The sequence below is a fragment of the Paenibacillus sp. NAIST15-1 genome (assembly GCF_001894745.1).
GTDB lineage: Bacteria > Bacillota > Bacilli > Paenibacillales > Paenibacillaceae > Paenibacillus_B > Paenibacillus_B suaedae.
In genome coordinates this window covers 109,443-134,316 of record NZ_BBYF01000004.1, presented here as the reverse complement: position 1 = coordinate 134,316, position 24,874 = coordinate 109,443, and the positions used below count along the sequence as shown (strand labels likewise).

Here is a 24,874-nt window from a genome sequence, read left to right as displayed (position 1 = left end):
GAAGCAGGTGAGATAATGAGTGACCAAGAAGGGAAAGACAAGAAGCTGCTCGATTATGAGTACGAGCCGCTGCAACAGGATATATCGTTAGCGCGTCTGCACCGCTCTCATTCCGGCTCGGAACCAGAGGATGTGGAGACGAAGACGGAGGCCGAATCCGACGTTCATGAGGAATTGCCGGTAGTGGGCAAGCCTGCTCAGCAGCCAGTATTCGAAGAGCGGCGCAAGCAGCGTCTGCGCAAGGGTAAGGATGCTGCTAAGCCAGCGTCTGAGGTGGAGCAGGAAGAACCTCAGCCACCTCAGCAGAAGCCGGTTCGTCGTTCGAAGGCAGGGAAGTGGATTTTTCGACTGGCCATTGTCCCACTGTTATGCGTGCTAGCCACATTCGGCGGAATGGTTGCCGGATTTGTCGTGTTAGGTAAGGGCTCTTTTACAGATGCACTGAATATAAACACATGGACACACTTGTTCCAACTTGTGTTCGGATAGCGGAGTCCCCACTTTGTGGGGATTTTTTGCTTGTTTGGTGGCCGAAAGGACTTTGTCCGTCATCGCTCCCCCCTTGAGGGCTATAGGGAGCTATACGATTTGATAAAGTTTCATTTTTGTTTTCGGGCATGTATAATGAGTTGGAGGAACAATGAAAATGGGGGGAACTGGGGGTTTTGAGGTTGAATTTACCGAATATGTTGACGATGATTCGATTCGTTCTCATCCCCGTATATGTGGCTTTGTTCTTCATAGGTGAGCGGTACGCCGCATTCGGAGTTTGGTTGCTCGCTGGACTGACCGATATTCTGGACGGGTATATCGCGCGCAAACATAATTTAGTAACGAATATCGGCATGATGTTGGATCCATTGGCAGATAAGCTTATGATGTTGACCGTCATGTTTTCTTTGCTATGGTCTGGAGATATGCCATGGATGGCTGCTGTAGCGATGCTGATTCGAGATGCAGGGATGATTGCATGTTCCGCTTTATTTCATTTCAAGGGAAAGAAGACAGTGCCTGCGAATTGGATGGGGAAATTGACGACAGTCTTCTATTATATCGCGATCCTGTTCGTCTACTTCCAATGGACTTATGCAGTTGAGCTCTTATGGGTGGTTATCGTATTCTCATTCCTTACATCCTTTATGTATGCGCTCTTGTTTATTCGAATCAATCGCAAGGAAGAGGCAGAAGCTGAGCATCGGATATGATGCAGGCATGTCTCTTGTGGGACAACGAAAGAAATGTTTATTTTTACCTTGATGACGATTCATCATTTGTTTTACGTTCAAGTTACTTGTCTTTACGTGTCTTGCTAAGACAGAATGACTTGCATGGAAGTTGCGCATTCTGATTCTAAGAAGAGAGCTCCCCGAACAGCCGAAGCTGCGGGAAGCCCCTTATCTCAACCTTCAGGCCTGCAGTCATGAAGGATGATCTTAGTATTGACGCATAGCTGTCGTCTTATACGGCAGAGGAAGAGAGGAGATTGCATTATGTTGACAGTTGAGCAAATCCAGGAAATTATTCCACACCGTTACCCTTTTCTGCTCGTTGACCGTATTCTTGAAGTAGAAGAAGGCAAGCGTGCCGTCGGAATTAAGAATGTTACAATGAACGAGCCGCATTTTGCAGGTCACTTCCCTGGTTATCCGGTTATGCCGGGAGTTCTCATTGTTGAAGCGCTCGCACAGGTTGGTGCAGTAGCTATTTTGAAATTGGAGCAAAATCAAGGGAAACTTGCTTTCTTTGCTGGAATCGACAATTTCCGTTTTCGTGGACAAGTCGTACCTGGCGATACGCTTACACTTACAGTAGAGATTACACGATTGAAGGGGACGATCGGCAAGGGACAGGCTACAGCCAAGGTTGGCGATAAGGTCGTTGCTGAAGGTGAATTAATGTTCGCATTGTCGGATCGCGAGTAGAATACAGCATAGGTGGAATCATTTGCAATGAATGCAGAGAGTTCGGTTATTCTAAGGATAACCGGAGCTGAACATTAGCTGTGTGCCATCGGTGTCGAATGGACTCGGAACTCATCGAATGATGCACGGTAGAAGTATTGTGATATTCCACATGATGATGTATTCGGAATGGCTTAAGGAGGGAAACAAGTGTTTCAACAGGTAGAGAAATGGAACCGACAAATGAAAAAGTGGCTATGGCTTGTGGTCATTGTCGGACTGGTAGCTGCTATTCCTGTAGCAGTGCAGCGCGTACAGACAGAACAGTCGGCGAATAAGGTTGAAATTGTATTCAATTATCGTAATTTGGTCGATATGTCTGCGCTGATGCCCAAGCCAAATGAATTTATTGATGAGCAGTTGGGACGCTTAAAAGATGCAGGCGTTCACACGATGGCGTTGTTCGAAAGCAATTTGTCGGATATGAAGTCCGCACGAAGATTGTTGATTTACAACTCTAGCGATGCAGCAACGCTGCAGAAGAAGCTTCCGCCTCTGAATGAAAATTATACATATCTTTTGTTCACGTCATCTGAGAACGAACAGAAGCTTTCTCCTATGATTGAGAAGACTTTCCTTCGTTTGGGTGTAGAGGTTCGTACGTGGCAGTATGAAGGCCACAATGGATTGATCTTGGAAACTCCGGTTGAATCCGCAGTAATGAAGTCAATGCCACAGGATCCAATCACAATTCAGATGCTTGTGGATAAAGGATATACAATTATGCCGCGTTTGTCCGACAGCTCGGAATATGATCAAGAGCAAATGGATGAGCTGCTGCAATACTACAATTCATTGGGCGTAACGCGTATTCTCTTTGATGGCGATGCAGTTAAAGGCTTTAATGATGATGCAGAGAAAAAAAGTTTGACAGGCTTTGCTGATCTATTGAATAAGCACAACATCGGTATTGCTGCCATTGAAGGCTTGAAGAAGCCGCAGCAGGGGATGAACAAGCTTGCTTATTTGACGAAATATAATGTAGTTCGACTTCATTCGATTAACGATCAGGAGTCATTCAATGAAATCGATGTATTAGCTGATCGCTTCTCGCTTGCTACGAAGGATCGCAATATTCGGATGATTTATTTGAACGCAGGTGTGAAAAAAGATATGAAGAAGTCTGAGATTGTGACTTCCATTGATAATCTGATTCACACACTGAAAGAGCCTGGAGATGCAATTGCATCGATTGAGAAAAACGGATTTACAATGGGTACAGCTGAACCATTTACGGTATTTGACGCTTCATGGCAGAAAATTGCGAAGATTATCGTAGTTATTGGCGGCGTAGCATTAATCGCGCTGATGCTTTCTTATTTTGTGCCGGCTGTGATGCTTCCTGCCTTCGTTCTGGGCTTGATTGGAAGCGCAGGAATGTACGTATTGAAGCCAGCCTTCTTCGAGCAAGTGCTTGCCCTTGGGGTGGCGATAAGTGCGCCAACGATTGCGATGGTGCTCGCTGTTCGAAGAGTGGACATGAGTCCTCCGGTTACAAGCTTCAAGGCTCGCTTTGGCAAATCGGTTGGATTGTTCTTACGCACGACGGTGTTGTCGCTGATGGCTATTCCGTTCGTCATTGCATTGCTTAACAACATTACGTACAGCCTTGTAATAACTCAATTCCGTGGAGTCAGTCTGCTGCACTTCCTGCCGATTGGCCTTACCGCATTGTATATCTTCCTCTACCGTGGAGATTCTGTTGTGAAGGAAGCCAATCGTTGGCTTAAGATGCCGGTTACGGTATTGATGGTCGTGGCTGCTGGCGTCGCGGGCGTAGTGGGATTGTACTACCTGTCGCGTACGGGGAACGCAGGTAACGTATCTTCCTTGGAAAAATCGTTCCGTTCCTTGCTTGAAAATACGTTGGGAGTTCGGCCACGAAATAAAGAGTTCTTGATGGCGCACCCGTTGTTCTTGATTGCGGCATTTGCAGCATATCGTTATCGGATAGCTCTATATGCATTCATCATCGCGGTTATCGGCCAGTTGTCCATGGTTGATACATTCGCTCATATCCATACGCCGATCATCATGTCGACACTTCGTACACTCCTTGGTCTTGGCCTTGGACTGGTTATCGGGATCATTGGCATTTTCGTGTGGACTATCATTGAAAGGTGTTGGGATGCATGGCGTCCAAAGCTACAAGAATAGTACTGTCCGGATATTACGGATTCAATAATAGTGGTGACGAGGCGGTTCTGTTGTCGATACTGACCGCCTTGGAACGTGCTGGCGAAGAAGCTGGCATGGCAATCGAGCCTGTCGTATTGTCTGGTGATCCAGAGACAACGACTCGGTTGTATGGGGTAGAAGCTGTGCATCGAATGAAGCCCGGAGCCTTGCTGGGTGCGATTCGCAGCAGCGATGGGTTGATTAGCGGCGGCGGAAGCTTGCTGCAGGATGCGACCAGTTCGAAGACGATTCCTTATTACTTAGGTGTGCTGAAACTGGCACAGTGGTTCCGTAAGCCGACGTTCATTTATTCGCAAGGAGTTGGTCCGGTAAACCGCCAGTCTTTCTATCCGTACATTCGTCACGTATTCAACCGAGCTGCTTATGTGTCTGTACGTGATCGTGAGTCTGCAGAGCTTTTGATGCGAATGGGAGTGGGCAAAGAAGCGATCCATGTTGTACCTGATCCAGTAATGGGTCTTCGGTTGCCGTCATCTAAGCCTGGGCAGCCCGCACTCGATCATGGGACAGGGTTCGATGCGGCAGGCCGCCCCTATGTTGGGGTTTCCCTTCGATTCTGGAATCAAGATCGATCCGATATGGATGCGATCGCTGATATGCTGCTTCAGCTTAGTCGGATGCGGAAAGTCCATTTACGGTTTTTGCCGTTCCATGGAGCAAGTGATGAAGAGGCATCCCGTTATGTCATGAAGAAGCTTGAGGATGAGGTTTCCGAAGTAGATGGATTGTGCGGCGGCCCATCAGCTGCTGCTTCTGAAGCTGGCACGGTGATGAGCTTATGCGCTCCGCTTGAGCATCCTCAGTCCATGCTGCAGGAAGTAAGTCAATGCAGGGTGTTAGTCGGAATGCGATTGCATTCTCTTATTTATGCGGCCTCCCAAGAGGTGCCGCTTGCGGGTATTTCTTATGATCCGAAGATCGACCAATTCCTGCATCGATTGCAGGAAGAGGCGATTGGCACAACAGCCAAGCTAGATGCTGCTCGTGCTGCATCTCATATGTGCTGCTTGCTCGATGATGTAGATGGCTGGCGCGAGAAACATCAAAAAGCAATAACTTTATTGAAGCAAGAAGCAGAACAGCCAGCGCAACAAATTGTGCAATGGCTGCGTCATAAGGCGTAAGGTGGTTTGTGATATGTTAGAAATGAAGGATGTACCTAAGGTTTCGATTTACGGCATTCCCTTTTCCAAGTTGAATATGGAAGATACCGTAAAGCTTCTTGTTGATCATATTGACGCTGGGCGCTCCATTCAGGTGATTACAGCGAATCCCATCATGGTGATGGCCGCCTTGGAGAATGATAAGAATATGGCCGTCATGAAGCAGGCGGACTTGGTTGTTCCAGATGGAACAGGCATTGTCTGGGCAGCAAATAAGTTCGGTGATCCTGTCGTTGAACGAGTAACGGGCTTCGATCTGCTGCATGAGCTGCTGAAGATGGGTGAACCGCGCAAGTGGAAGGTGTATCTCTTGGGTGCAGCTCCAGAGGTGGTTCAAGCGGCAGCAGAACGGTTACAAGAACAGTATCCGTCCATCTCCATTGTCGGATACCGAGATGGCTTTTTCAAAAGTGATGAAGATGAAGAGGTTATTGCACAAGTTCGTGCGGCGAATCCTGACTTGCTGTTCGTTGCTCGCGGAGCCGACACACAAGATCCTTGGATTGCAAGATATCGCCAACAGCTAGAAGTTCCCTTTATGATGGGTGTTGGGGGCAGCTTTGATGTTATTTCAGGCAAGGCCAAGCGGGCACCAATGTGGGTACAGAAGCTGCGTATTGAATGGCTGTATCGCTTAGTTAAGGAGCCAAAGCGCTTCATGCGAATGATGGCATTGCCTAAATTTGCTTGGAAAGTGATGCGGGATAAAGATAAGCCCACAAAAGTGCAGTAAAATGACGCTTAATCTTTCATTTTCGTAAGTTTTCACATGAATCCGGCATTGGTGTTTCCATTTTGAACGGAGTATAATTCGATCCGGTAACATAAATGGGGGTTGAAACTACCGATGATGACCGTATACGCAATTGGTGGCTGCCTGGCAGCTCTGCTGCTTGCCACAGGATTAACGCCTTTAGTGAAGAAGTTTGCGATCAAAGTAGGTGCGGTTGACGTACCGAATGCGCGGAAAGTGCATACGCGCATCATGCCCCGCATGGGTGGTTTGGCTATTTTTGCGGCGTTCGTACTGACGCTGCTTGGACTTATGTTATTTATCCCTGATACACTGCTTGGTTCATCGCGAGATGCGAATCTTGTGAAGGCACTGCTTGCCGGAGGCTCCATCATTATACTGATTGGTGCACTGGATGATCGTGTTGAGCTGTCCGCGAAAGCGAAACTGCTCGGTCAGATTGTAGCTGCGTGTGTCGTGGTATTCGGATTTGATTTAACTGTAGACTTTGTAAATGTGCCGTTTGGCGATAAATATTTATTTATTGAAACATGGGTTGCAATTCCGCTTACGATCTTCTGGATCGTTGGTGTGACGAATGCAATTAATTTGATTGATGGCTTGGACGGACTGGCTGCTGGTGTTTCTGCTATTGCCATTGCTACCATCCTCGTCATGGCGATCTTTATGGGCAATCCGGTAATCATCTTGCTCTGCGCGATCTTGCTTGGAAGTATTATTGGATTCTTGTTCTTTAACTTCCACCCAGCTAAGATCTTTATGGGGGATTCCGGTTCCTTGTTCTTAGGCTTCAGCTTGGCTGTCTTGTCCATGCTGGGCTTCAAGCAGATTGCAATCATGTCGTTCATTACACCATTGCTTATTATTGGTGTGCCGCTGTCCGATACATTCTTCGCGATTGTACGCCGCTGGCTGCAGAAGAAGCCGATCTTCGCACCAGACAAAGGTCACTTGCACCATTGCCTGCGCGAACTGGGCTTCAGCCATCGCAAGACAGTGCTCATCATTTACGGTATTGCCGCATTCTTCGGAGTGCTGGCGGTTATCCAATCCGTAGCCGCATCGCATGATGCGAACTGGGTAACGCTCGTGGTCATCTGTGTGTTGCTCGTATCGCTCCAGCTTGGGGCTGAGGTGATTGGTATCGTAAGTAAGACAAGAAAGCCGATGCTGAACATCCTGCACCGCTTGCGCATGAAGGTACACGCTGAATCACGTTCGAAATAACGATAGCCACAAGTCTTTTATGGGGACTTTGATGAAGTAAGAACGCAATTATAATGTATGTTGTAAATAGAACCTTTGCTCTTGAGTGGATCAGGCTTGTCCTGAACTACTCGAGGCAAAGGTTTTTTTATACTCGTCTATAGTGACTAAAATGCATTTCAATATGATATGTACTTCTATGTCGCGCTGCTGGTTCTATATCGACCATTAGAATCCTTCCTTCTATTGAGTTAATTTTCCTATTTCTTAACAACCTCATATAGGATCGTTTATGAACTTCTTTAGTAAACCATTGAAGTGTGGATCTATTCAATTCAACTACTTAGCTATTCCCTTTTAAAAACACCTCAAAAAGGACCTCTACAAGTATCTTGTAAGTAGGTCTGTTAAATCTCCTTTTTATCATTTTTAAGTGCTTAATAATTCCCCTCAATGTGTGCCTCTTAACTAAAGTCTTCTGAAAGTTCTACTTCCGTGAGCACCACAGTAAATGTCCTTTCTCTTCTCTTTGTCTGTTCTCAATACAAACTTCGGAGTTTTGACTAAAATTTAGGACGAAATTAGCCGATAACAGAAATAACAAGTAAGAACGAGCCGATGGAGGCAACTCAACTACGGTTCTATAATAAGGAGGCTATTAGCGTTGAAGAAACTGGTATCCATACTGTTGACGCTCGCGCTTGTCGTTACGCTTATCCCGGCATCTCTCGGTACAGCAGTATCGACGGCATTCGCAGCAAGCGCCAACCACTTCGTATTTCCGAATGAACAGTATTCTCCTACATCTGCACGTATAACAAATAGTGAACGTGTGACGCTTGAGGGAACATTGAATGGCGTTAACGGAAATTCGATCTCTTATAGCGTGTACAAGCTGAACAAGAATCCTGATCCAACCGCGACGGATAAATATTTAGTGGATCAAAACGACAAACGTGAAGGCCAAACGGCCAACATTATGATCAATGGTTCGAAAATCCAATTGTATAATTTGCAGTTGTATCCTGGATTGAACCAAGTTACATTCAAAGGCTTGCAAGGCATGTCGGATGTGTATGACTCCATCTTCATCGAGTATCGCAATGGTCCAACGATGTACGACATGTCCGTATCCTTGGATGGGAATGTGTATAACTTAAAAGAAGATGAATCGACAATTGTTTACTCCGATGCTTCCCAAGGGAAAAAGTCGGTGAACGTCAGCATCTCGGGTAAAGCACCGAATGCGGATAAGGTACAAATCGAAGTGAACGGACGAAGCTGGTCCTTTGGTGTGTCCAAGAGCAATGACTGGACGTTCTTTGCTTCTCCAATCGCGATTGAGCAAGGCCGGAACTTAGTTAAAATTAAAGTATTTAACGGTACGCAATCGGTTGAAACAACAAGAGAAGTGGCATTTTTCAATGGTGATGTGACGTTCCATGACGTTCACATGAAGGAAACTGGTGGAACAACAAAATATGATTTATCGCAAAGTCCTACGATTACTGCCAATACTGACGGTGTAATTTATGGTCGTGTCCTTATTCCTTACGATGCTACAAAGACGAAACCGACTAGCGTCGGTGTCGCATATGAAATGATTGAAACGGGCAGCGGTAATAAAACAAACGGAAATGCAACGAATGTGGTTGAGGTTTCCTCGAATCCGAAATTTGTGGAGTACTCATTTGAAATACCAGGCGCTGTTAAACAAGATGTTCGTACTAACATTACTTTGACTTCGACGAACTATGCCCTATCTACTCCATCACTTCAGAGCATGTCCGGATTCTCCGTGTTGTTGAAGGATGCGGGCAAACCATATATTTACGCTGCTAATTACTTGAGCGGATATAACAATGCAATGACACCTGGGGAAGCTGTGGCGCTGCAAGGTGGAAAGCTGGATGGTGCGCAGTTATTCTCCATGCCGGCTGCAATCCAATTTTTGGTTCCTAACGGTAGCAGTCCTAGAATCTCGATTAAATCTGTAACAGATGCATTAGGGAAAACGCAAGATGCTAGTACTTACCATTTAAACCCTACGATTGTTGCCGAGGATGTTACGGTTCAAAATATCAATGGGGTTCCGACATCGATGAGTCGGGTTGTATACCTGATTGACAAGCTGCCAAGCACAGGAAAACAAACGATTGTGTTTGGTTTGGATGGCTCTTCGGAAACATATACGGCAACAGTTACTCTTTTATATGGACCATATGTGAAATACGACGGTGCATTTGATGGCCAAAAGATTTATACGGATACGACAGATGCTCAACGTCAAGCGCAAGTAATGAAAGAATTACAGGACTTGGCAGGTCAAATCTATAATATTGCAAACGAAAATGAGCTTGATTACTCAGGGCCGAAACAAACAGTATTCTTCAGTATCAACAATACAACATTGGAACTAGCCAAAGGTACAACAAATAGTCAGTTCAAATTAGTAGATCCGAAAAAAGCATTCGAAGCGTTGTATATGGGAGACAACAAAATCAAATTTGTATTCCGTTCCCAAAAATCACATTACGAGAACACGATCACAGTAACGCTCATTCCGACTAACTTACCGGTTATTCCAGCACCTGAGACAGACGGAATCTATCCATACAGCACAACGTATCCGGATCCGAAGCCTAATGATCCTCGTTTTGAGAAAAAAGGCGGCGTTTATCTGACTCGTGAAGCGCAGATGAATGTGTACGGGACATTCGACTTTGTTGATCTTGGAAAAAACAAGGCTGAAATTGAAGGGAAAATTGCAAGCCTGCGAGGAAGCGGTACTGCTAACGAGCTTCAGAATTATAAGCTAGTCATTCAATCGCCTGTATTGAAAAACGACAAAAACCCATTAGGTAAAATCGAGTGGACATTGGAGAATATGTTCACCGACAAAAATGGGGATACGTATAATTCGAGTGCAGTAGTTAACGGCATATCGGTGTACTACGATAATGATAAACAATTCTTTAGCTTTATTATTAAGGGCATAAATCTTCCTGGTGATGGAACTCCTGTCGCAATGAACATGACTGTATTTAACAGTGGCGAAGGTGGCCCTCGTGCAACATACCGTTTGGAAGTTGTGCCGGTAGATGTGCCTTACACGATTTTGAAGCCAGCGCTTGAAAAGCGAGTGGTTAACCAAAACTTTGTTGAAGTCATTATTGACTCGCCAGGTGCAGAAAAGGTAGTTATTAATAAAATTCCAGCAGAAAAAATTATTTACTACCCAAGCTATGACAAGACACAAAAGCCTTATGAAAATGCCTATCGTGCATTTGTCGTAGGACTTAAAGCAAATAAAGATAATAAGATTGAAATTGCCATTTCAAGAGGCAAGGATACCTTCAAAAATACGATTACGGTGAAGTACGTACCTACGTCAATTCCAGGGGCTCAGTATATGGAGCCAATGAAAAAATCACATAAGGTATTTGAAGGAATAGTAAACTTGACCTTCGAAAAAGGTGCAAATCTCGTAAGACGCGACTATAACGTGCCGCAAAACTTCAAAAACCAAGTATTTAGTGGTCACAACCTACTGTTCGCGATTGCGAATTCATTCGATGGTGAAGTAGATCGCCGTGAGTTTGAGTATCAGCCAGCGAACTATGACTTGGCGAAGATAGAAGCAAAGAACATTTTCGAAGCAAGCTTCCCTGAACGCTTTATTAAGGCTGGTCCAGTTATTTGGATGGATCCAGGTCAAGCGGATGACATCAAGACAGAGTCTGTTTATGACCCAATTAAGTATGGTGTTGAGCCTTATCAGTATCCAGGTTCGCCAATTGAGATGTTCTATAAGCGCGACCTTCGCAATGAACTGATCATGTCTAAACCGGGTAAATTGACATTGAGTTATGATAAAAACGTAACCGATGATGGTGGTCGCACTGTGAGTGTGTTCCGTTTTGATTCGGAATTACAGCAATGGGAGAACATTGGCGGTGTTGTAGATTCGAAGAAACATACCGTAACCGTTCCAATTACGCGCTTTGGATACTATGTTGTTGGTAAGATGTCTTACTCTTATCATGATGTGGTACAACATCCATATGCACGTGATTTCATTGAAACGATATTTGCAAAAGGCGTTATGAATCCATTTGATCCATTCTCCATGTTTGGTACAGATATGTATGTATCTCGTGGTGAATTCACTCGTATGATTGTTCGTGCGAAAGAGATGCCATTGAATTATGACGGTAAGAAACATTTCAATGACGTCGTTGTACCGGCGGCTGATAAGATGAATACGATTAATGTGAATCAGCTGTGGGACTTCCGCTATGTGGAGACGGCTGCACGTGATGGTATCGTTCGTGGTGTTTCACCGAATGAATTTGGTGGGGACTACTCGATTATCCGTCAGGATGCTGCGGTTATGCTTGCGAAAGCTTTGAATATGAAGCTTGAGACGAAGCGTGATAAAGTTCGCAAGGATCTGTTGAAGTATTTCCAAGATGCGGACAAGATAGATTACTATGCACAGCCAGCGGTACTTGCTATCGCGAAGAAAGGCTTCATTACAGGAGTTCCGATTGACCCATCTGATCCGAAGAAGGGTTATGTATTCCAGCCATCTGCGAATATGCTCCGTGGCGACGCTGCTCTCATTATGGCGCGTGCTATGATTGATTTGAAGAAGCTGCCGAAGATGTAACATAGATTCAACGTGTACATCTTTGGGTAATAAGGAGAGAGCCGATTTTGCTCGGCTCTCTTCCTTATATAATAGAAGATATTCATTTTATTAGGATCATTGATCTGGTAAACATGTAATGAATCTACCTATGATCATATTCATGGGTGATCTGTCATTCAGTGGAAAACATTAGCCAGTGACTCCTTCTTAGCTTGGAGCTATACTAGGAGATGTATTCGTTAATGCATACATATAGATGAATTCAAGTATTGCAATATGTATAGCATATCCGTGTATATGCGTTACTGAATGTAATGAGCAAGACATTGTCTGAAATCTGCGAAAAAATTTAAAAATAATTTTCCGTAGAGCGCAACTTTTTCGAAACCTGTGCGTTTAATATGATGAAGCTCGAATACAGTGGTTAATTTAATTATTGTTCCCTGTATTTCACAAAAATATACTTTACGCTAGGCAGTTGACATTGTATAATGTCTAGAGTGGTATGAGCATTTCTATTTATTTTCATTTGTTCCTAATCGATTACTAGTTTCTGTGGCATGTCCTTATGTTGCAGACTTCTTTTTAGATTACATTTCGCTCACTCTGAGGAAGGGGGTGAATCGGCGAATGAGGGAAATGAACTATCAAACTTCTACGCAACAAACTAAACAAACGAAGCAATTTAGAGGAGGAGAAAAAAAGGTTATGAAGAAAAGATTGGCCCTTCTGCTTTCCGTTGCTATGGCGTTCTCTATGTTCGCAAACGTAGCTTTCGGTGCTGACGCAGCTAAAACAACTCAAGAGAAATTTGATGCATTGAAAACTCAAGGTGTATTCAACGGTTATCCAGATGGATCCGCTGGCCTTGATAAAGACATGACTCGTGCAGAATTCGCGAAAGTACTCGTGAAATTGTTCGGTCTGAAAGAAATCCATGGTGAATATTCTTACAAAGATAAAAACTATGGTAAAAATAACTGGGCAGCTCCATTCATCGAAGCTGTAACTAAAGAAGGCTTGATGCAAGGTAAAGACTTGGAGAAGAAGTTGTTCGACTTTAACGGCAAAATCACAGTTGAAGAAGCAGCTAAAACTTTGGTTACTGCTTTGAAACTTGAAGAAGTTAAAGATGCTCAAAACAACGCTTCTTCATGGGCTAAAGGTTTCTTCCAAGCGGCAGTTGACGCTGGTTTGTTCTCCAAAGATGCAAACCCTAAAGCGAACGCAACTCGCACTCAATTGGTAGAAGCAGCATATGCAGCTGACGAATTGACTAAAGGTCCTAAAGTAGTTTCCTACAAAGTAAAGGACTCCAAAACAGTTGAATTCACTATGTCCGACAAAGAAGTTAAGACAGTAACTTTGGAAAAAGCTCTTGAAGCTAACAAAGAAACTGAAGTAACATTCACTTACAAAGACAAAGCAGGTAAAGAGTTCAAGATCACTACTAAAGTGACTTATACTATTACTTCTGCTCAAAGCATCAAATCCGTTACAGCTGAAAACTTGAAAGAGGTTGTTGTAACATTTGACGGTTCTCTCGAGCAAAAAACTGCTGAGAACAAAAACAACTACGAAGTTAAAGATATGAAAATCGAGAGCGTGACAATGGCGCAAGACAAAAACTCTGTCACAATCTTGCTTGAAGAAAATGGTTCCGAAATGAAGAACCAAAAAGAAACTGAAGTGAAAATCAAAAACGTGAAGAACGAAGATGGTTCCAAAACGTTTAACGAAACAAAGAAATTCACTCCAGTTGACGTAAAAACACCTGAAATCAAAGAAGTTGTTGGCTTGGGTACGAAAGCATTCAAGATCGTATTCTCTGAGCCAGTTAAACGTGGCGATGCAGTTGCAGCAAGCAACTACAAAGTTGATGGCAGCTCGGCATCCGGTAGCGTTGACTACATGTATCCAAATGTAGTAATCGTGAAGAAAGATTTGTCCGTTGGTACTCACAAAGTGAGCGCAAGCAACATCACAGACTTCTCCGGTCTGAAGAGCATTCCAGCAGATAAAGAATTCACGATTGCTGAAGATACAGCAGCTCCTGAAATCGTGTCCGCAAAGACAACTGATTTGAATGAGCTTGAACTTGAATTCAACGAAACTGTTCGTTCGATCGAGAAAGTGTACCACAACACTTCCGGCAACATTGGTAAGATTACTTACAAAGACAACAAAGTTAAAGTTGAATTCAGCAACAAAATGTACAATGGCGACAACACAATCTATGTTAAAGGTGCAACTGATTACAGCGGCAACAAAGCTGACCGCGAAATCAAAGTGAACCCAACATTGGATCAAACTCGTCCAGAAATCGTGAAGTTGGAAGTTAAAGAAGTTGGCGCGTTGAATAACCATCAGTTGGTATTGGAATTCAACAAAAAGTTGGATGCGGCAACTGCTAAAGACAACAAGAACTACACATTGAAAGATAAAGACGGTAAAGTATTGGATAAGTTCGTTGGTACAGACCGCAACGGGCATCCAGTATCTAGAATCGATTACAACGAGTCCAACTACAAGGTGACAATTGACCTGAATGCCCAATTGTCCAACGAAACAGATTACATCTTGGAAGTAACTGGCGTTCGTGATACGGCTGCTTTGCAAAACACAATTATGCCTTATACACAAACGTTCACAGCAAAACAAACTGCTACAACAGGAATCGTTCGTTCTTGGATCGTTGAAGGAAACAATGAAGAGAACCTGTACGTTCAATTCAAAGAAGATGTTAAAACTGATGGTGACGGAAGCGCATTGATTAAAGAAAAATACGTCTTTAACAACAACTCCATCACAGATCATGATATTTCTATGATGACTGGCGATACTGTTCGCATTACTGCGAAAGCTGGAAAATTGGGTATCAAGAGAACTGGAGAAAACGTTTTGAGTGTTAGCCAAGTGGCGAATGCTAAGGGCGATTACATCAAACAAAACGGTAATTACACGCTTACTTATAAAGGTACTTTGGAAAATGACTTTGCTAACAGCATTAATGTAAAAAAAGTTAGCGCAGTTTCTACTAAAGAACTTAAAGTTGAATTTGGCGGCAAGATCAACTATGTTGTTCTATCTGACTTCTCCGTAGTCACTAACTACGGAACATTCACGCCAAATGACTATGAGAAGAGCAATGACGGTTCTGTTGTTACTCTGAAATTCACTGACAGAAACGAGCTTCCATCCAGCCTTTCTGGAGCGGTTCTCAAAGTTGCACCAAATGCATCAACTGCTGATGTATTGAACGTTCGCGTTAAAGCAGGACAATACAATGTTGAGGACTACGGTAAAGTTAGACCTACAGCAGAAGTAAGCTCTTTGAATGTTAAATCCGTAACAGATACAACTTACTTGGCGGACATTCGCGTTGACACACCACTCTTTGTTGATACAAAAGAAATTGGCAAAGTAGTTAAGGTATATGTTAACAACAAAGAAGCTCAAGTAGAGAAAGTATTTGTTGAAAAAGGATATGAAAAGTTGCTTCAAATCCAATTCAAATACGCAGCAATTAACGATGGAGATACTGTTCGCGTAGAAGTATTGGAAAAAGAAAACGATGTATATAAATCCATCGTTGATTTACTAGATCACAATGTTGCTTTGGATGGATTCAATACATCCTTGAAATTCAAGAAATAACATTTCAAAAGAAAGCCCTTCGGGGCTTTCTTTTTTTATATAAAGCTTACAACAATGTAACCCTCCAACTTGCTGAAAATCGCAACTTTCTCTTATCATTATGCGTTATACTATATATGTAGATTCTACGCATAGGAGGAAAGTAGATTGAAAAGAACAACCGCCATTGCGACAATGTTATCGTTGTCCCTCATTTTAGGGGCGTCAGCCTTCCCTACGGCAAATATTTATGCTGCAGATACAAAAGCTTCTAAACAACAAAGCACGAGCAAGCAAACAAAACCTGCGGCTAAACCGACGCCAGTACATACGCTTAGTGAGTTAAAGCCGATTCGGTTGACTGCTAAAAGTGCAGTTAAACTGACGGATGTAAACATGTATAAACAAGATGAAAGTAATATTTTGACGTATACGTTAACTTATTATAATAATGAGCAGCGCAGCGTTCCTCTTATTGATTACTGGACAAAGGTTCGTACAAAAGGCGGTACGGTGTACTCTAGTGTATTGACAACAAAGGATAAAGAGAAAAAAGTAGTACCAGGTTTGTCTGAGATGAGTGTTACCTATTATGCAAAAGTAGCGAAGGGTCTCACCATTAATGATTTATTTTTTGATATCATAAAGTGGGATTTTAGCAAATCTGGTTTTGAAAACAGATTGGGTTCTTTTCAAATTCCAACATGGATGACTGCATCGACTGTTGTTGGAAAAAGCAGCACAGTACGAATGAATGACATTCCTATAAAAACAAGCATTGATCGAGTAACCTCGATGCTTAATGAAGACATGAATTATGTAAATGTTGCAGTAAATGTAGAAAATTTAGGCTTTAAAGCGTTGGAGAATCCAACTTACAAATACGTAATTAAAACAGCAAGCGGAAGCAGTTACCCTCTTGTACCAGATAGCGCAAGTAAGGAGTATAAGCTGCAGCCTAGCGAGAAAAAGACATTGAATTTCATGACGGCAATTCCTAAGAGTGTCGTTATCAAAAACTTGGAGCTTCAACTACTGACAGAGGATGAGACTGCAAAAATTAATCTGCCTGTAGCAACCTTAAAGTTGCCAGCTTCGAATGCAGCCACTTCTGTTATTCCAGCGAATAAAGAGCAAGTGATAACGATCGACAAGGCAAAGGTAAGCACTAAAATTTTGAACGGTTGGGCAAACCAAAGTTTTGAAGATAATGATATTACATTGACCTTCCAATTTGAAAATTTATCGAATCGTCCAGTGACGATACCAAAATATGAATTTGTTTTGAAAGGGCCAAACGGATTATCCGTGCCGATCCCTACAAAATCACTAGATAATTTGACATTGAAAGCGATGGAGAAACGACCAATTACATTGAGTGCAATGGTATCTACTGACGTACCTCTTGAACAATTAAAACTTCAACTCAATAAGCCTGGAGATTCCGAACAAAAGGATCCAACGAAGCCCGAAACGAATCAAAAGGACTCGAATTTCAAGTTCCCAGAAGGAACTTATAAATTGCCTGATCTTCAATCCATGCGTAATCAAACGGGAATTGAATACGATGTGCAGCATAGCAAAGGCAACCTTGGAATTACAATAGAGTCTCTACAACGTCTACCTTGGTTAGACGGGGATGTACTGTCAGCAAAATTAAAAATTAAAAACAAAGAAACGAAAACAATTCAGTTGCCAGCTTTAGAAGGTGTCTTTAAATTGGATACTTCCGGTGTATCTGGTAAAACACAAGTGATAAGCTCGAATGGTGCTTTAATCATCGGAGCGAGGGAAGACGTCGATGTATACATCGTAACGAAGGTACCAAGTTATATGGACTTCTCCCAAGTCCAAACGGCGCTAATGGAGAAAATAGGGGAGACGGATAGTGCCCCAATCATTCAGTTCACGAATGGAGGCAAGTTAAGCAAGTTGCCTGTCGTTGAATTTGGTAAAGTATACAATCTTACTACTCAAGGACGCAAAGCTGATATTGAAGTAAAGAACAGCAAGGTGTATGAAGGTGCCGTTGAACAAATCATTTATACGGATCTTGTTATGAAGAGCCAGGAAGAGCGCCAGACGATTTTATCTCAAATGGTAGCATACTATCGATCAGATGATGGACGCTACTATAAAGCAAATCTTTCCCAAGTGCAGGGTCCTACGAGTCCGCAAGGATTGAATGTCGTAACGGCATGGGTGAAAGTACCGAAAACGGTTAATAAAACAGATTTGCAGCTTATTATCGGTGAAGGAATTACCGAGAATAAACTGACACCTCCAAAGGGTGAGTCTGATGGATATATCAATGCAGTAGCAATGGATTTGAAAGTCGTACAGCCTACGGTTCAACGAGACTTTGTAAATCTTGATCTATTCCCTTATTCGTTGACTTTATACAATTTCTACGTGACTGCTAACAGAACATCCAACTTGTCCATCGAGTTCTCTTATGATATGACTCGTCAACTCGAGTACAATTTTGGTGAATACGGACACAAGCTAGTCATTGAAATTGTAGATTCTAGTGGCAAAAAATTCGAGAAAGAGGTTGATTTTGTTAAAGAATTTAAAGAGGGCAAGAACCAGTCATTCTCAACATCTATACCAGATGCCTTCTTTGAGAAAATCGAGAACGGTGGCTTCCAGCTAACCTTGTATGATGTATTCGATAAAGAGAAGATCAAGCTAGCTAGCCATGGTAGTGCATACAACATTAGAAACGCAAAAACAGCGGACTAAAACAATAAAGAAAACTCCCCTCGTAGAGGGGAGTTTTTGGCATAAGAAGTAGGAGGAGGAAAAAATGAACAAATTTACGAAGGTTATTTTATCTACAACATTAATAACAGGGGGAATTGTGGCAGGTTCTATTTTGGGTGTGAATGCATTCGCAGCAGATACAACCCCAGGAACATCTTCAGATCCACTTGTAACGAAGAGTTATGTGGATCAACAAGTTAAATCCCTTATCCAAGCTGAATTGAAGAAAGGCAATACAGGTAATGACACTACGAGCAAGGACAAAGATAACCCGAAGAAGGATCAGCCTGAGGGGGATACAACAAGCAATACGGAACTTAAAGTCGTAACGGTTAAAACTGGCCAGAAGCTTATTGCTAAGGCTGGAACTGAAGTCATTGTCCGCAACGGAAAGGCAGTCATCACAAGCCCGGATGAGAATGGGGTGCCGGATGTAACGGAAGGCACAGATATCAAGAGCGGGCAAGCGGTTGCGACGAACCACTTGCTGTTGTTCCCGCGTGATGGACGCGGTATGATGCCAGATCCGCAGCAGGAGAATGGTTTGATTGTTATGGTACGCGGGGGCTATTCAGTCGTACAAAAAGCAGAGTAATTAACATGAGCTGGCAGGGCGGGCAACATTTCCTGCGGGTGTATCCTTCTGAAAGAGGCACAATAATTATCACTGATGCATATATAACGAGGGAGGATATTACCGTGAGCAAAAAAACGTTAGTGCCAGCCAGCAGAGACGCCCTGCACCGTATGAAATATGAGATTGCAGCCGAGTTCGGACTTCCGGTTTCTCATCACGGAGCACATATTGGAATGGATACAGAGTTCGCTTCCGAACTCGGCAGCGTTCCGGTTCAACATACGACTAGTCATGCTGATTGGGGTACCTTATCTTCACGTGATGCTGGTTCGGTAGGCGGCGAAATAACAAAACGTCTCATTGCCACCGCACTGCAGCAAAAATAGGTAATCCAACTTTTGACGCTTTCATTGACAGGACCGGACAAATACAGTAATATGATTTTTCGAAGGCTGCTATAACAACCTTTTCCATTCGGGAAAGGTTCATTTTTTGTTTAGGCTGCTCATGGGAGAGCCATATTATAGGTTAGGAGGTCGAGTCCTATGTCATTGAAAGGACGCCACTTGTTTACGTCCGAGTCCGTTACTGAGGGACACCCGGATAAAATATGCGACCAGATTTCGGACGCGGTATTGGACGCCTTTTTGGCGAACGACCCGAATGCTCGGGTTGCATGTGAAGTATCCGTAGCCACGGGATTAGTTCTCGTCATAGGAGAAATCAGCACAAAGGCAGATTATGTTGACATTCCATCTATCGTACGCAACACGATCAAAGATATCGGGTATACGCGCGCCAAGTATGGTTTTGATTATAATACCTGTGCAGTATTGACCTCGCTTAACGAACAATCTCCAGACATCGCTCAGGGGGTTAACGCTGGCATTGAAACACGTACTGAAGATGCCAAGCAAGAAACCGAGAATATCGGTGCAGGCGACCAAGGCTTGATGTTCGGCTTTGCAACGAACGAAACGCCAGAACTTATGCCACTTCCGATCGCATTGTCACACCGTATTGCTCGTCGTTTGTCCGAAGTACGCAAAGACGGCACATTGCCTTACCTTCGTCCAGACGGTAAGACACAAGTGACGATTGAATATGATGGAGATAAGCCAGTACGTGTAGATACGATTGTTGTGTCCACACAGCATGCTGAAGATACAACATTGGAGCAAATCCAACGTGATATCAGAGAATTAGTTATTACTCCAGTCGTTCCTAGCGAATGGCTCGACGATAAGACGAAGTACTACATCAACCCAACTGGCCGCTTCGTAATCGGCGGACCACAAGGTGATGCAGGTTTGACTGGGCGTAAAATCATCGTGGATACGTACGGCGGATATGCACGCCATGGTGGCGGAGCGTTTTCCGGCAAGGATCCAACGAAGGTGGACCGTTCTGCAGCTTATGCAGCGCGCTATGTTGCGAAGAACATCGTAGCAGCTGGCTTGGCTGACAAATGTGAAATCCAATTGGCTTATGCCATTGGTGTAGCAACTCCAGTATCCATTAACGTGGACACTTACGGAACAGGCAAAGTAAATGAAGAGAAGATTGTTGAACTGATTCAATCTCATTTTGATCTTCGTCCTGCAGGCATTATTAAAATGCTTGATCTGCGCAAACCAATCTACAAGCAGACTGCTGCTTACGGACACTTTGGCCGTACAGATTTGGATTTGCCTTGGGAACGTACAGACAAAGCAGATGCTCTGCGTGAGCAAGCGGGTTTGTAATCTAACCCTTTATTATTTGAGCGCTTATACAAGACCTCTTTCTAGGCTATCAGGCTTAGGAGGAGGTCTTTTTTGCGTACCGGTGGTGATGAATCTAAACTATTTCCTCCTTTTTACCGACAAATAGAGTACAACTGTCTTCGGAATGAAAGGAGCATATAGAATGAAGAAATGGATTGCGGCTACAATGGCCTTTGTCCTTTTTTTAGGAGTGTTCGGATGGGGAGGTGTGCCCGAAGTGCACGCAGCTACCCCTCTTGCGATAGTCAGCTCATTGCCAGCTAACGGTGCGCAGGAAGTCTCGATCAATCCATCAAGCATACAATTTACGTTCAACGAAAAAGTATCCATGACGAATGGGTACATTACGGTAACGAACGAAAAAACAGGAGCACAGCAGCGCTTTGCTGAAACAAGTTCGAATGGAATCGGAAAAATAGTAACAACTGATAACGTAACATTCCAGCTGGAAGGGTTGCAGCCTTTTGAAGCTGGAACAAGATATGTTGTAAAAGTTGATGGAAAGCTCTTTTTGGGCGAAGCCTCTAAAGAATTGTCCACACCTGCAGAATGGGCATTTTCCACTAAATCCCAGCAGGAAGCGGCATCCTTCTCGCCACAAGGCCAAGGAATTTCTTTGCCTGCGGATGCACAAATTACGTTTAACCGTCCTGTCCAAGCGGGCCAAGGCAGCATCAAGATCAATAAGTTCAGTGACAACAGTGTCGTGAAGACAATCGCTGCGAAGGATTTCGTAGTGAATGGACTTACAGCAACGATGAAATTGGATGGATTAGAAGCCGGAACAGCGTACTATGTCACGATGGATGCAGGCGCTTTTTTGGATTTGGATGACGGGACTCCCGTAGCAGGCTTCTCAGGCAAGACGTATTGGAACTTTACAACGACGCCTGGTGTTGATACGAATCCACCGAAAATAACAAAGCGCTCGCTGGATGGGACAGCTGTCCCCCCACAGACACGCTTGGAACTAACATTCGATAAGTCGGTCTATCAAGTAACAGGCAATATTGTGATTAAATCAGATGGACGCCAAGATATTGTGCTCCCTGTTACCTCAGCGATAACGGGAGGCGGCTCTGCGGTTATTCAGTCCACGAATGTTCTGTCTTTAGAACCAAATCGCACATATGTAGTCTCAATACCCAAGGGAGCATTCCGTGATGCTGCTGGAAACCTGATGGAGGCTGTGGAATGGTCGTTCCGTACGCAATCAACGGATACAACCGCGCCAACGATTGTCAGCTTCGATCCATCGTCCGGCAGTGTGACTGTACCGGCGAACAAGACGTTAATTATAACCTTTAGTAAGCCAATTGTGTATACGGGAAAAGGTGTTGACTTGCGACGCAAATCCTACTCCTATTCAGAATCAGCCAGCGTATACGTGCGCAATTCGAAGGAGCTGTGGATTTATCCTGCCTCCAGCTTGCAGGAAAACACTGTGTATACGGTCAGCATTGCAAGGGGCGCCGTTAAGGATACAGCCGGCAATGAATTTGCAGGACTATCTGAATGGGCGTTTTCTACGGCAATTACTGACCGGAATCCGCCAGCAGTAGAAGATGTAACGATGTACAGCAACTCGTTAATTCAAATTCGATATAACAAGACGCTCGACAGCAACGTGAATCCGCCTTCCAACGAATTCACCGTACTAGTGAATAACGAGGAGCGGCGTGTCAGCAGCGCGTATACCTCTAGTAATTATGTCTATGTATCGCTAGAGAGCGGCGTTGCTGTAGGTCAAGACGTCAAGATTAGCTATGCGGCACGCTTCCGCGCGGTGCGTGATACGGTAGGCAATGTAGCTTCCAGCTTTAGCTCCCGTGCGGTAGAGAACAAGGTAGACACGACATTAACGAAGCTGCGAGATGGGTATATTTCCGGTTCTACTTTGTATTTATATTTTACAGATTCTCTGAAAAGTGTTTCTTCCTATGCAGACGGTCAATTTACCGTCACATACAATGATTCCACTGTAGGAATTGATAAACTATCGCATAACAGCAGCTCGTCTACCGTGACCTTGTCATTAAACCGTTCGGTATCGAACGGAGATATTGTCAAGGTCAGCTACACACCGGGCAATTATCCACTAGAGGATACCCGTGGCAGCAAGGTAGGAACAATCGATGAATTTTTCGTACGGAACAGCTATGACAATAAGCCGCCGGAACTGAAAGAGGTAACGGTACTTGGAACGAAGATGATTCTGAAGTACAACAAACCAATGGATAAGAACAACATTCCGATGAAGAACCAATTCTCGGTACTCGTGAATGAAAAGGCACGTTACGTCACGAAGGTTGAGATTAAGGAAAATCGAGTGGAACTGACTCTGCAATCGGCGGTATCGAAAACAGATCATGTAACCGTATCGTATGTAAGAGGAAATCCGCCGCTGCGCGATTGGAATTACAACTATGCATCCAACTTGAACCTTGTATCTGCTTCGAATTCGACTGATAGCGAAGCTGCGACTGTCCAATCGATAACCTGGAAGTCCCCATCAATCATCTTGACGTTTAACAAGCGGCTTGAATCGATGTCGTCGTCCTATTATCCGCAGTTTCTGGTCATGTCAGGCAGTCAGGCGATGAGTATTAAACAAGTAACTGCCAGTGGAACGCAAGTGACGATCGAGTTAATGTACCCGCCAACAGATGGAAGCAACTTAAGTGTGACCTACAATACAGGTTCTAAAGCACTTCAATCAGAGGCCGGAATCGAAATCAAGACATTCTCGAACTTAAAAGTAGGAACAACGGGCACAGGCACAGGTGGAACAACAGCAGGGTCGCTGGATAGCTATTTTGTAAAAAGCGACAAGGACAGCTCCTTCGGAGACTATGCGTATGTTCTGCTTCAGAATACAGCTCAAATTACTACTGACCGGACAAGCAGCGGAGTAACGGTCAATCGTTATACGCTTGATACTACTAAGGTGAAGACGGCATTTGAGTTTGCTGGCCAATCTCTGGATTCGGATAAGCAGCTTCGATTCGAAGTGCCATCCACAGAAGCGGGTGCGCGGGTCGTAGTGCCGTTAGCCGCTTTTGAAAAAGCATATTCGCGAACCGATGCGATCTGGTTTACCGTGAAGTATAAGGAAGCTATATACGGAATATCGCTTAATCGTGATACGATGAGCAAGATCATCCAAAGAACGCAAGGATCAATCACGAATTCTTCGCTTCTCTTTGAAATCGATCCGGTCAATGAAACAGCGACGATTACGAACGAGCTTGCAAGTGCACAAGCAACAGCAATGGTGAAGGCTTATCAATTCTCGTTGTTCAATGTAGTAAACAATGGCACTGGTAGCGCGCTGAATATCGATACCGTTGTAAAAATGAAGTCTTCCCAATCAGTAACTGCCAGCCGGGCAGCATTAGTAGAGTGGATGAAGAATTACTCGAAATTAGGATACTTGCCAACCAAGGTGTCACGTGCAGGATTAGATACCGTAGCCATTACAAACATGGTTGGCACAAAGATTATTCTCTTTACGGTAGGGAAGCAATCCTTCATCGATTTGCAGGGACATTGGGCACAAGCGGATGTGACTGCCCTCGTATCCAAAATGATTATGAGTGGACGCAGCAGCACCAAGTTCGAGCCGAACAAGCCGATTACGCGTGAGGAATTTGCTGTCTCGATTGCTCGAGCGTTAGGTCTTGAACCAGATAGTGAAGCTGTCAAGCGTTTCCGCGATGTGAATCAAGGAGATATGACAGGAGCCTACATTGGTGCGGCCATCCGTTCAGGTGTAATTACGGGCTTCCCAGATGGAACATTCAAGCCGAAGCAATTTGTGACACGCGAGCAGATTACGCTTATGATGGTTCGTGCTGCACAAGCAGCAGGATATCGGATGTCCGCTGCATCGACAGATGTGCTGAAGTCATTCAAGGACAATAAGGAATTTACACGTGCAGGCGCAACAATCGTGGCACAGGCCGTACAGGATGGACTCATTCAAGGGGTTAGCACGAACCGCTTCCAGCCTAAGGGTTCAGCAACACGTGCACAGGCAGCCATTCTATTAGTTCGATTATTGAAAAAAGTAGATTATATTACGTTGGATTAATAAATAACAAGAAGGAAGTCCTGTCTACTAACGGCGAATAGCCCGGAAGGCAGGGCTTCTTTTTTCATCCTGGCTTTGCTCAGGCATTATATCGTAAAA

The 24,874-nt window shown here is 44.0% G+C and carries 14 protein-coding genes; all 14 read left to right on the top strand.

Translation table 11 applies throughout. From position 1 onward, the window contains the following. Nucleotides 1–15: 15 nt before the first annotated feature. The 14 genes from PBN151_RS30410 (at nt 16) to PBN151_RS11455 (ending at nt 24,775) form a co-directional block, all read left to right on the top strand. Nucleotides 16–489, top strand: coding sequence for a DNA-directed RNA polymerase subunit beta (locus tag PBN151_RS30410; RefSeq protein ID WP_083545107.1), 474 nt, complete (start codon nt 16–18; stop codon nt 487–489). Nucleotides 490–671: 182 nt separating this feature from the next. Beyond that, entirely contained in the window at nt 672–1,205 is a 534-nt protein-coding gene (locus PBN151_RS11515; RefSeq protein WP_072729063.1) for a CDP-alcohol phosphatidyltransferase family protein, read from the top strand. A 285-nt stretch (nt 1,206–1,490) separates the two neighbouring features. Next, the gene (fabZ, locus tag PBN151_RS11510; RefSeq protein ID WP_021257147.1) at nt 1,491–1,922 is read left to right on the top strand and encodes a 3-hydroxyacyl-ACP dehydratase FabZ; all 432 of its coding nucleotides are present in this window, start codon (nt 1,491–1,493) and stop codon (nt 1,920–1,922) included. A 189-nt stretch (nt 1,923–2,111) separates the two neighbouring features. Beyond that, nucleotides 2,112–4,118 carry a DUF5693 family protein gene (locus PBN151_RS11505; protein WP_072729062.1) on the top strand — a complete coding sequence of 669 codons (2,007 nt, stop codon included), beginning with the start codon at nt 2,112–2,114 and terminating at the stop codon, nt 4,116–4,118. Further along, nucleotides 4,094–5,284 carry a polysaccharide pyruvyl transferase CsaB gene (csaB, locus tag PBN151_RS11500; RefSeq protein ID WP_139295327.1) on the top strand — a complete coding sequence of 397 codons (1,191 nt, stop codon included), beginning with the start codon at nt 4,094–4,096 and terminating at the stop codon, nt 5,282–5,284. The genes PBN151_RS11505 and csaB overlap by 25 nt, the downstream gene beginning before the upstream one ends. 13 nt (nt 5,285–5,297) lie before the next feature. Further along, nucleotides 5,298–6,056 (top strand): WecB/TagA/CpsF family glycosyltransferase, encoded by a 759-nt coding sequence (locus tag PBN151_RS11495; protein WP_072729061.1) that lies wholly within the window; start codon nt 5,298–5,300, stop codon nt 6,054–6,056. Nucleotides 6,057–6,170: 114 nt separating this feature from the next. Further along, a complete protein-coding gene (locus PBN151_RS11490; protein ID WP_072729060.1) occupies nt 6,171–7,304 on the top strand; it encodes an MraY family glycosyltransferase in 1,134 nt (377 codons plus the stop codon). Between the two features lie 643 nt (nt 7,305–7,947). Further along, nucleotides 7,948–11,955: an S-layer homology domain-containing protein gene (locus PBN151_RS11485; RefSeq protein WP_072729059.1), complete on the top strand. Its 4,008-nt coding sequence runs from the start codon at nt 7,948–7,950 to the stop codon at nt 11,953–11,955. 612 nt (nt 11,956–12,567) lie between these two features. Next, the gene (locus PBN151_RS11480) at nt 12,568–15,594 is read left to right on the top strand and encodes an Ig-like domain-containing domain (protein WP_072729058.1); all 3,027 of its coding nucleotides are present in this window, start codon (nt 12,568–12,570) and stop codon (nt 15,592–15,594) included. A gap of 147 nt (nt 15,595–15,741) precedes the next feature. Then, a complete protein-coding gene (locus PBN151_RS11475) occupies nt 15,742–18,318 on the top strand; it encodes a hypothetical protein (protein WP_083545106.1) in 2,577 nt (858 codons plus the stop codon). A gap of 64 nt (nt 18,319–18,382) precedes the next feature. Continuing rightward, entirely contained in the window at nt 18,383–18,934 is a 552-nt protein-coding gene (locus PBN151_RS11470; RefSeq protein ID WP_072729057.1) for a hypothetical protein, read from the top strand. A 104-nt stretch (nt 18,935–19,038) separates the two neighbouring features. Then, nucleotides 19,039–19,302 carry an alpha/beta-type small acid-soluble spore protein gene (locus tag PBN151_RS11465; RefSeq protein ID WP_021258874.1) on the top strand — a complete coding sequence of 88 codons (264 nt, stop codon included), beginning with the start codon at nt 19,039–19,041 and terminating at the stop codon, nt 19,300–19,302. A gap of 159 nt (nt 19,303–19,461) precedes the next feature. Further along, on the top strand, nt 19,462–20,661 hold the full coding sequence (metK, locus tag PBN151_RS11460; protein WP_005544758.1) for a methionine adenosyltransferase: 1,200 nt from the start codon (nt 19,462–19,464) through the stop codon (nt 20,659–20,661). A 163-nt stretch (nt 20,662–20,824) separates the two neighbouring features. Next, nucleotides 20,825–24,775, top strand: a complete 3,951-nt coding sequence (locus tag PBN151_RS11455; protein ID WP_072729056.1) for an Ig-like domain-containing protein — start codon at nt 20,825–20,827, stop codon at nt 24,773–24,775. Nucleotides 24,776–24,874: the final 99 nt, after the last annotated feature.

Bases quoted from the DNA above. Each gene is read 5' to 3' on its own strand.
- PBN151_RS30410 (WP_083545107.1), top strand. From the start codon at position 16: ATGAGTGACCAAGAAGGGAAAGACAAGAAGCTGCTCGATTATGAGTAC.
- fabZ (WP_021257147.1), top strand. From the start codon at position 1,491: ATGTTGACAGTTGAGCAAATCCAGGAAATTATTCCACACCGTTACCCT.
- csaB (WP_139295327.1), top strand. From the start codon at position 4,094: ATGGCGTCCAAAGCTACAAGAATAGTACTGTCCGGATATTACGGATTC.
- PBN151_RS11495 (WP_072729061.1), top strand. From the start codon at position 5,298: ATGTTAGAAATGAAGGATGTACCTAAGGTTTCGATTTACGGCATTCCC.
- PBN151_RS11490 (WP_072729060.1), top strand. From the start codon at position 6,171: ATGATGACCGTATACGCAATTGGTGGCTGCCTGGCAGCTCTGCTGCTT.
- PBN151_RS11480 (WP_072729058.1), top strand. From the start codon at position 12,568: ATGAGGGAAATGAACTATCAAACTTCTACGCAACAAACTAAACAAACG.
- PBN151_RS11470 (WP_072729057.1), top strand. From the start codon at position 18,383: ATGAACAAATTTACGAAGGTTATTTTATCTACAACATTAATAACAGGG.
- metK (WP_005544758.1), top strand. From the start codon at position 19,462: ATGTCATTGAAAGGACGCCACTTGTTTACGTCCGAGTCCGTTACTGAG.
- PBN151_RS11455 (WP_072729056.1), top strand. From the start codon at position 20,825: ATGAAGAAATGGATTGCGGCTACAATGGCCTTTGTCCTTTTTTTAGGA.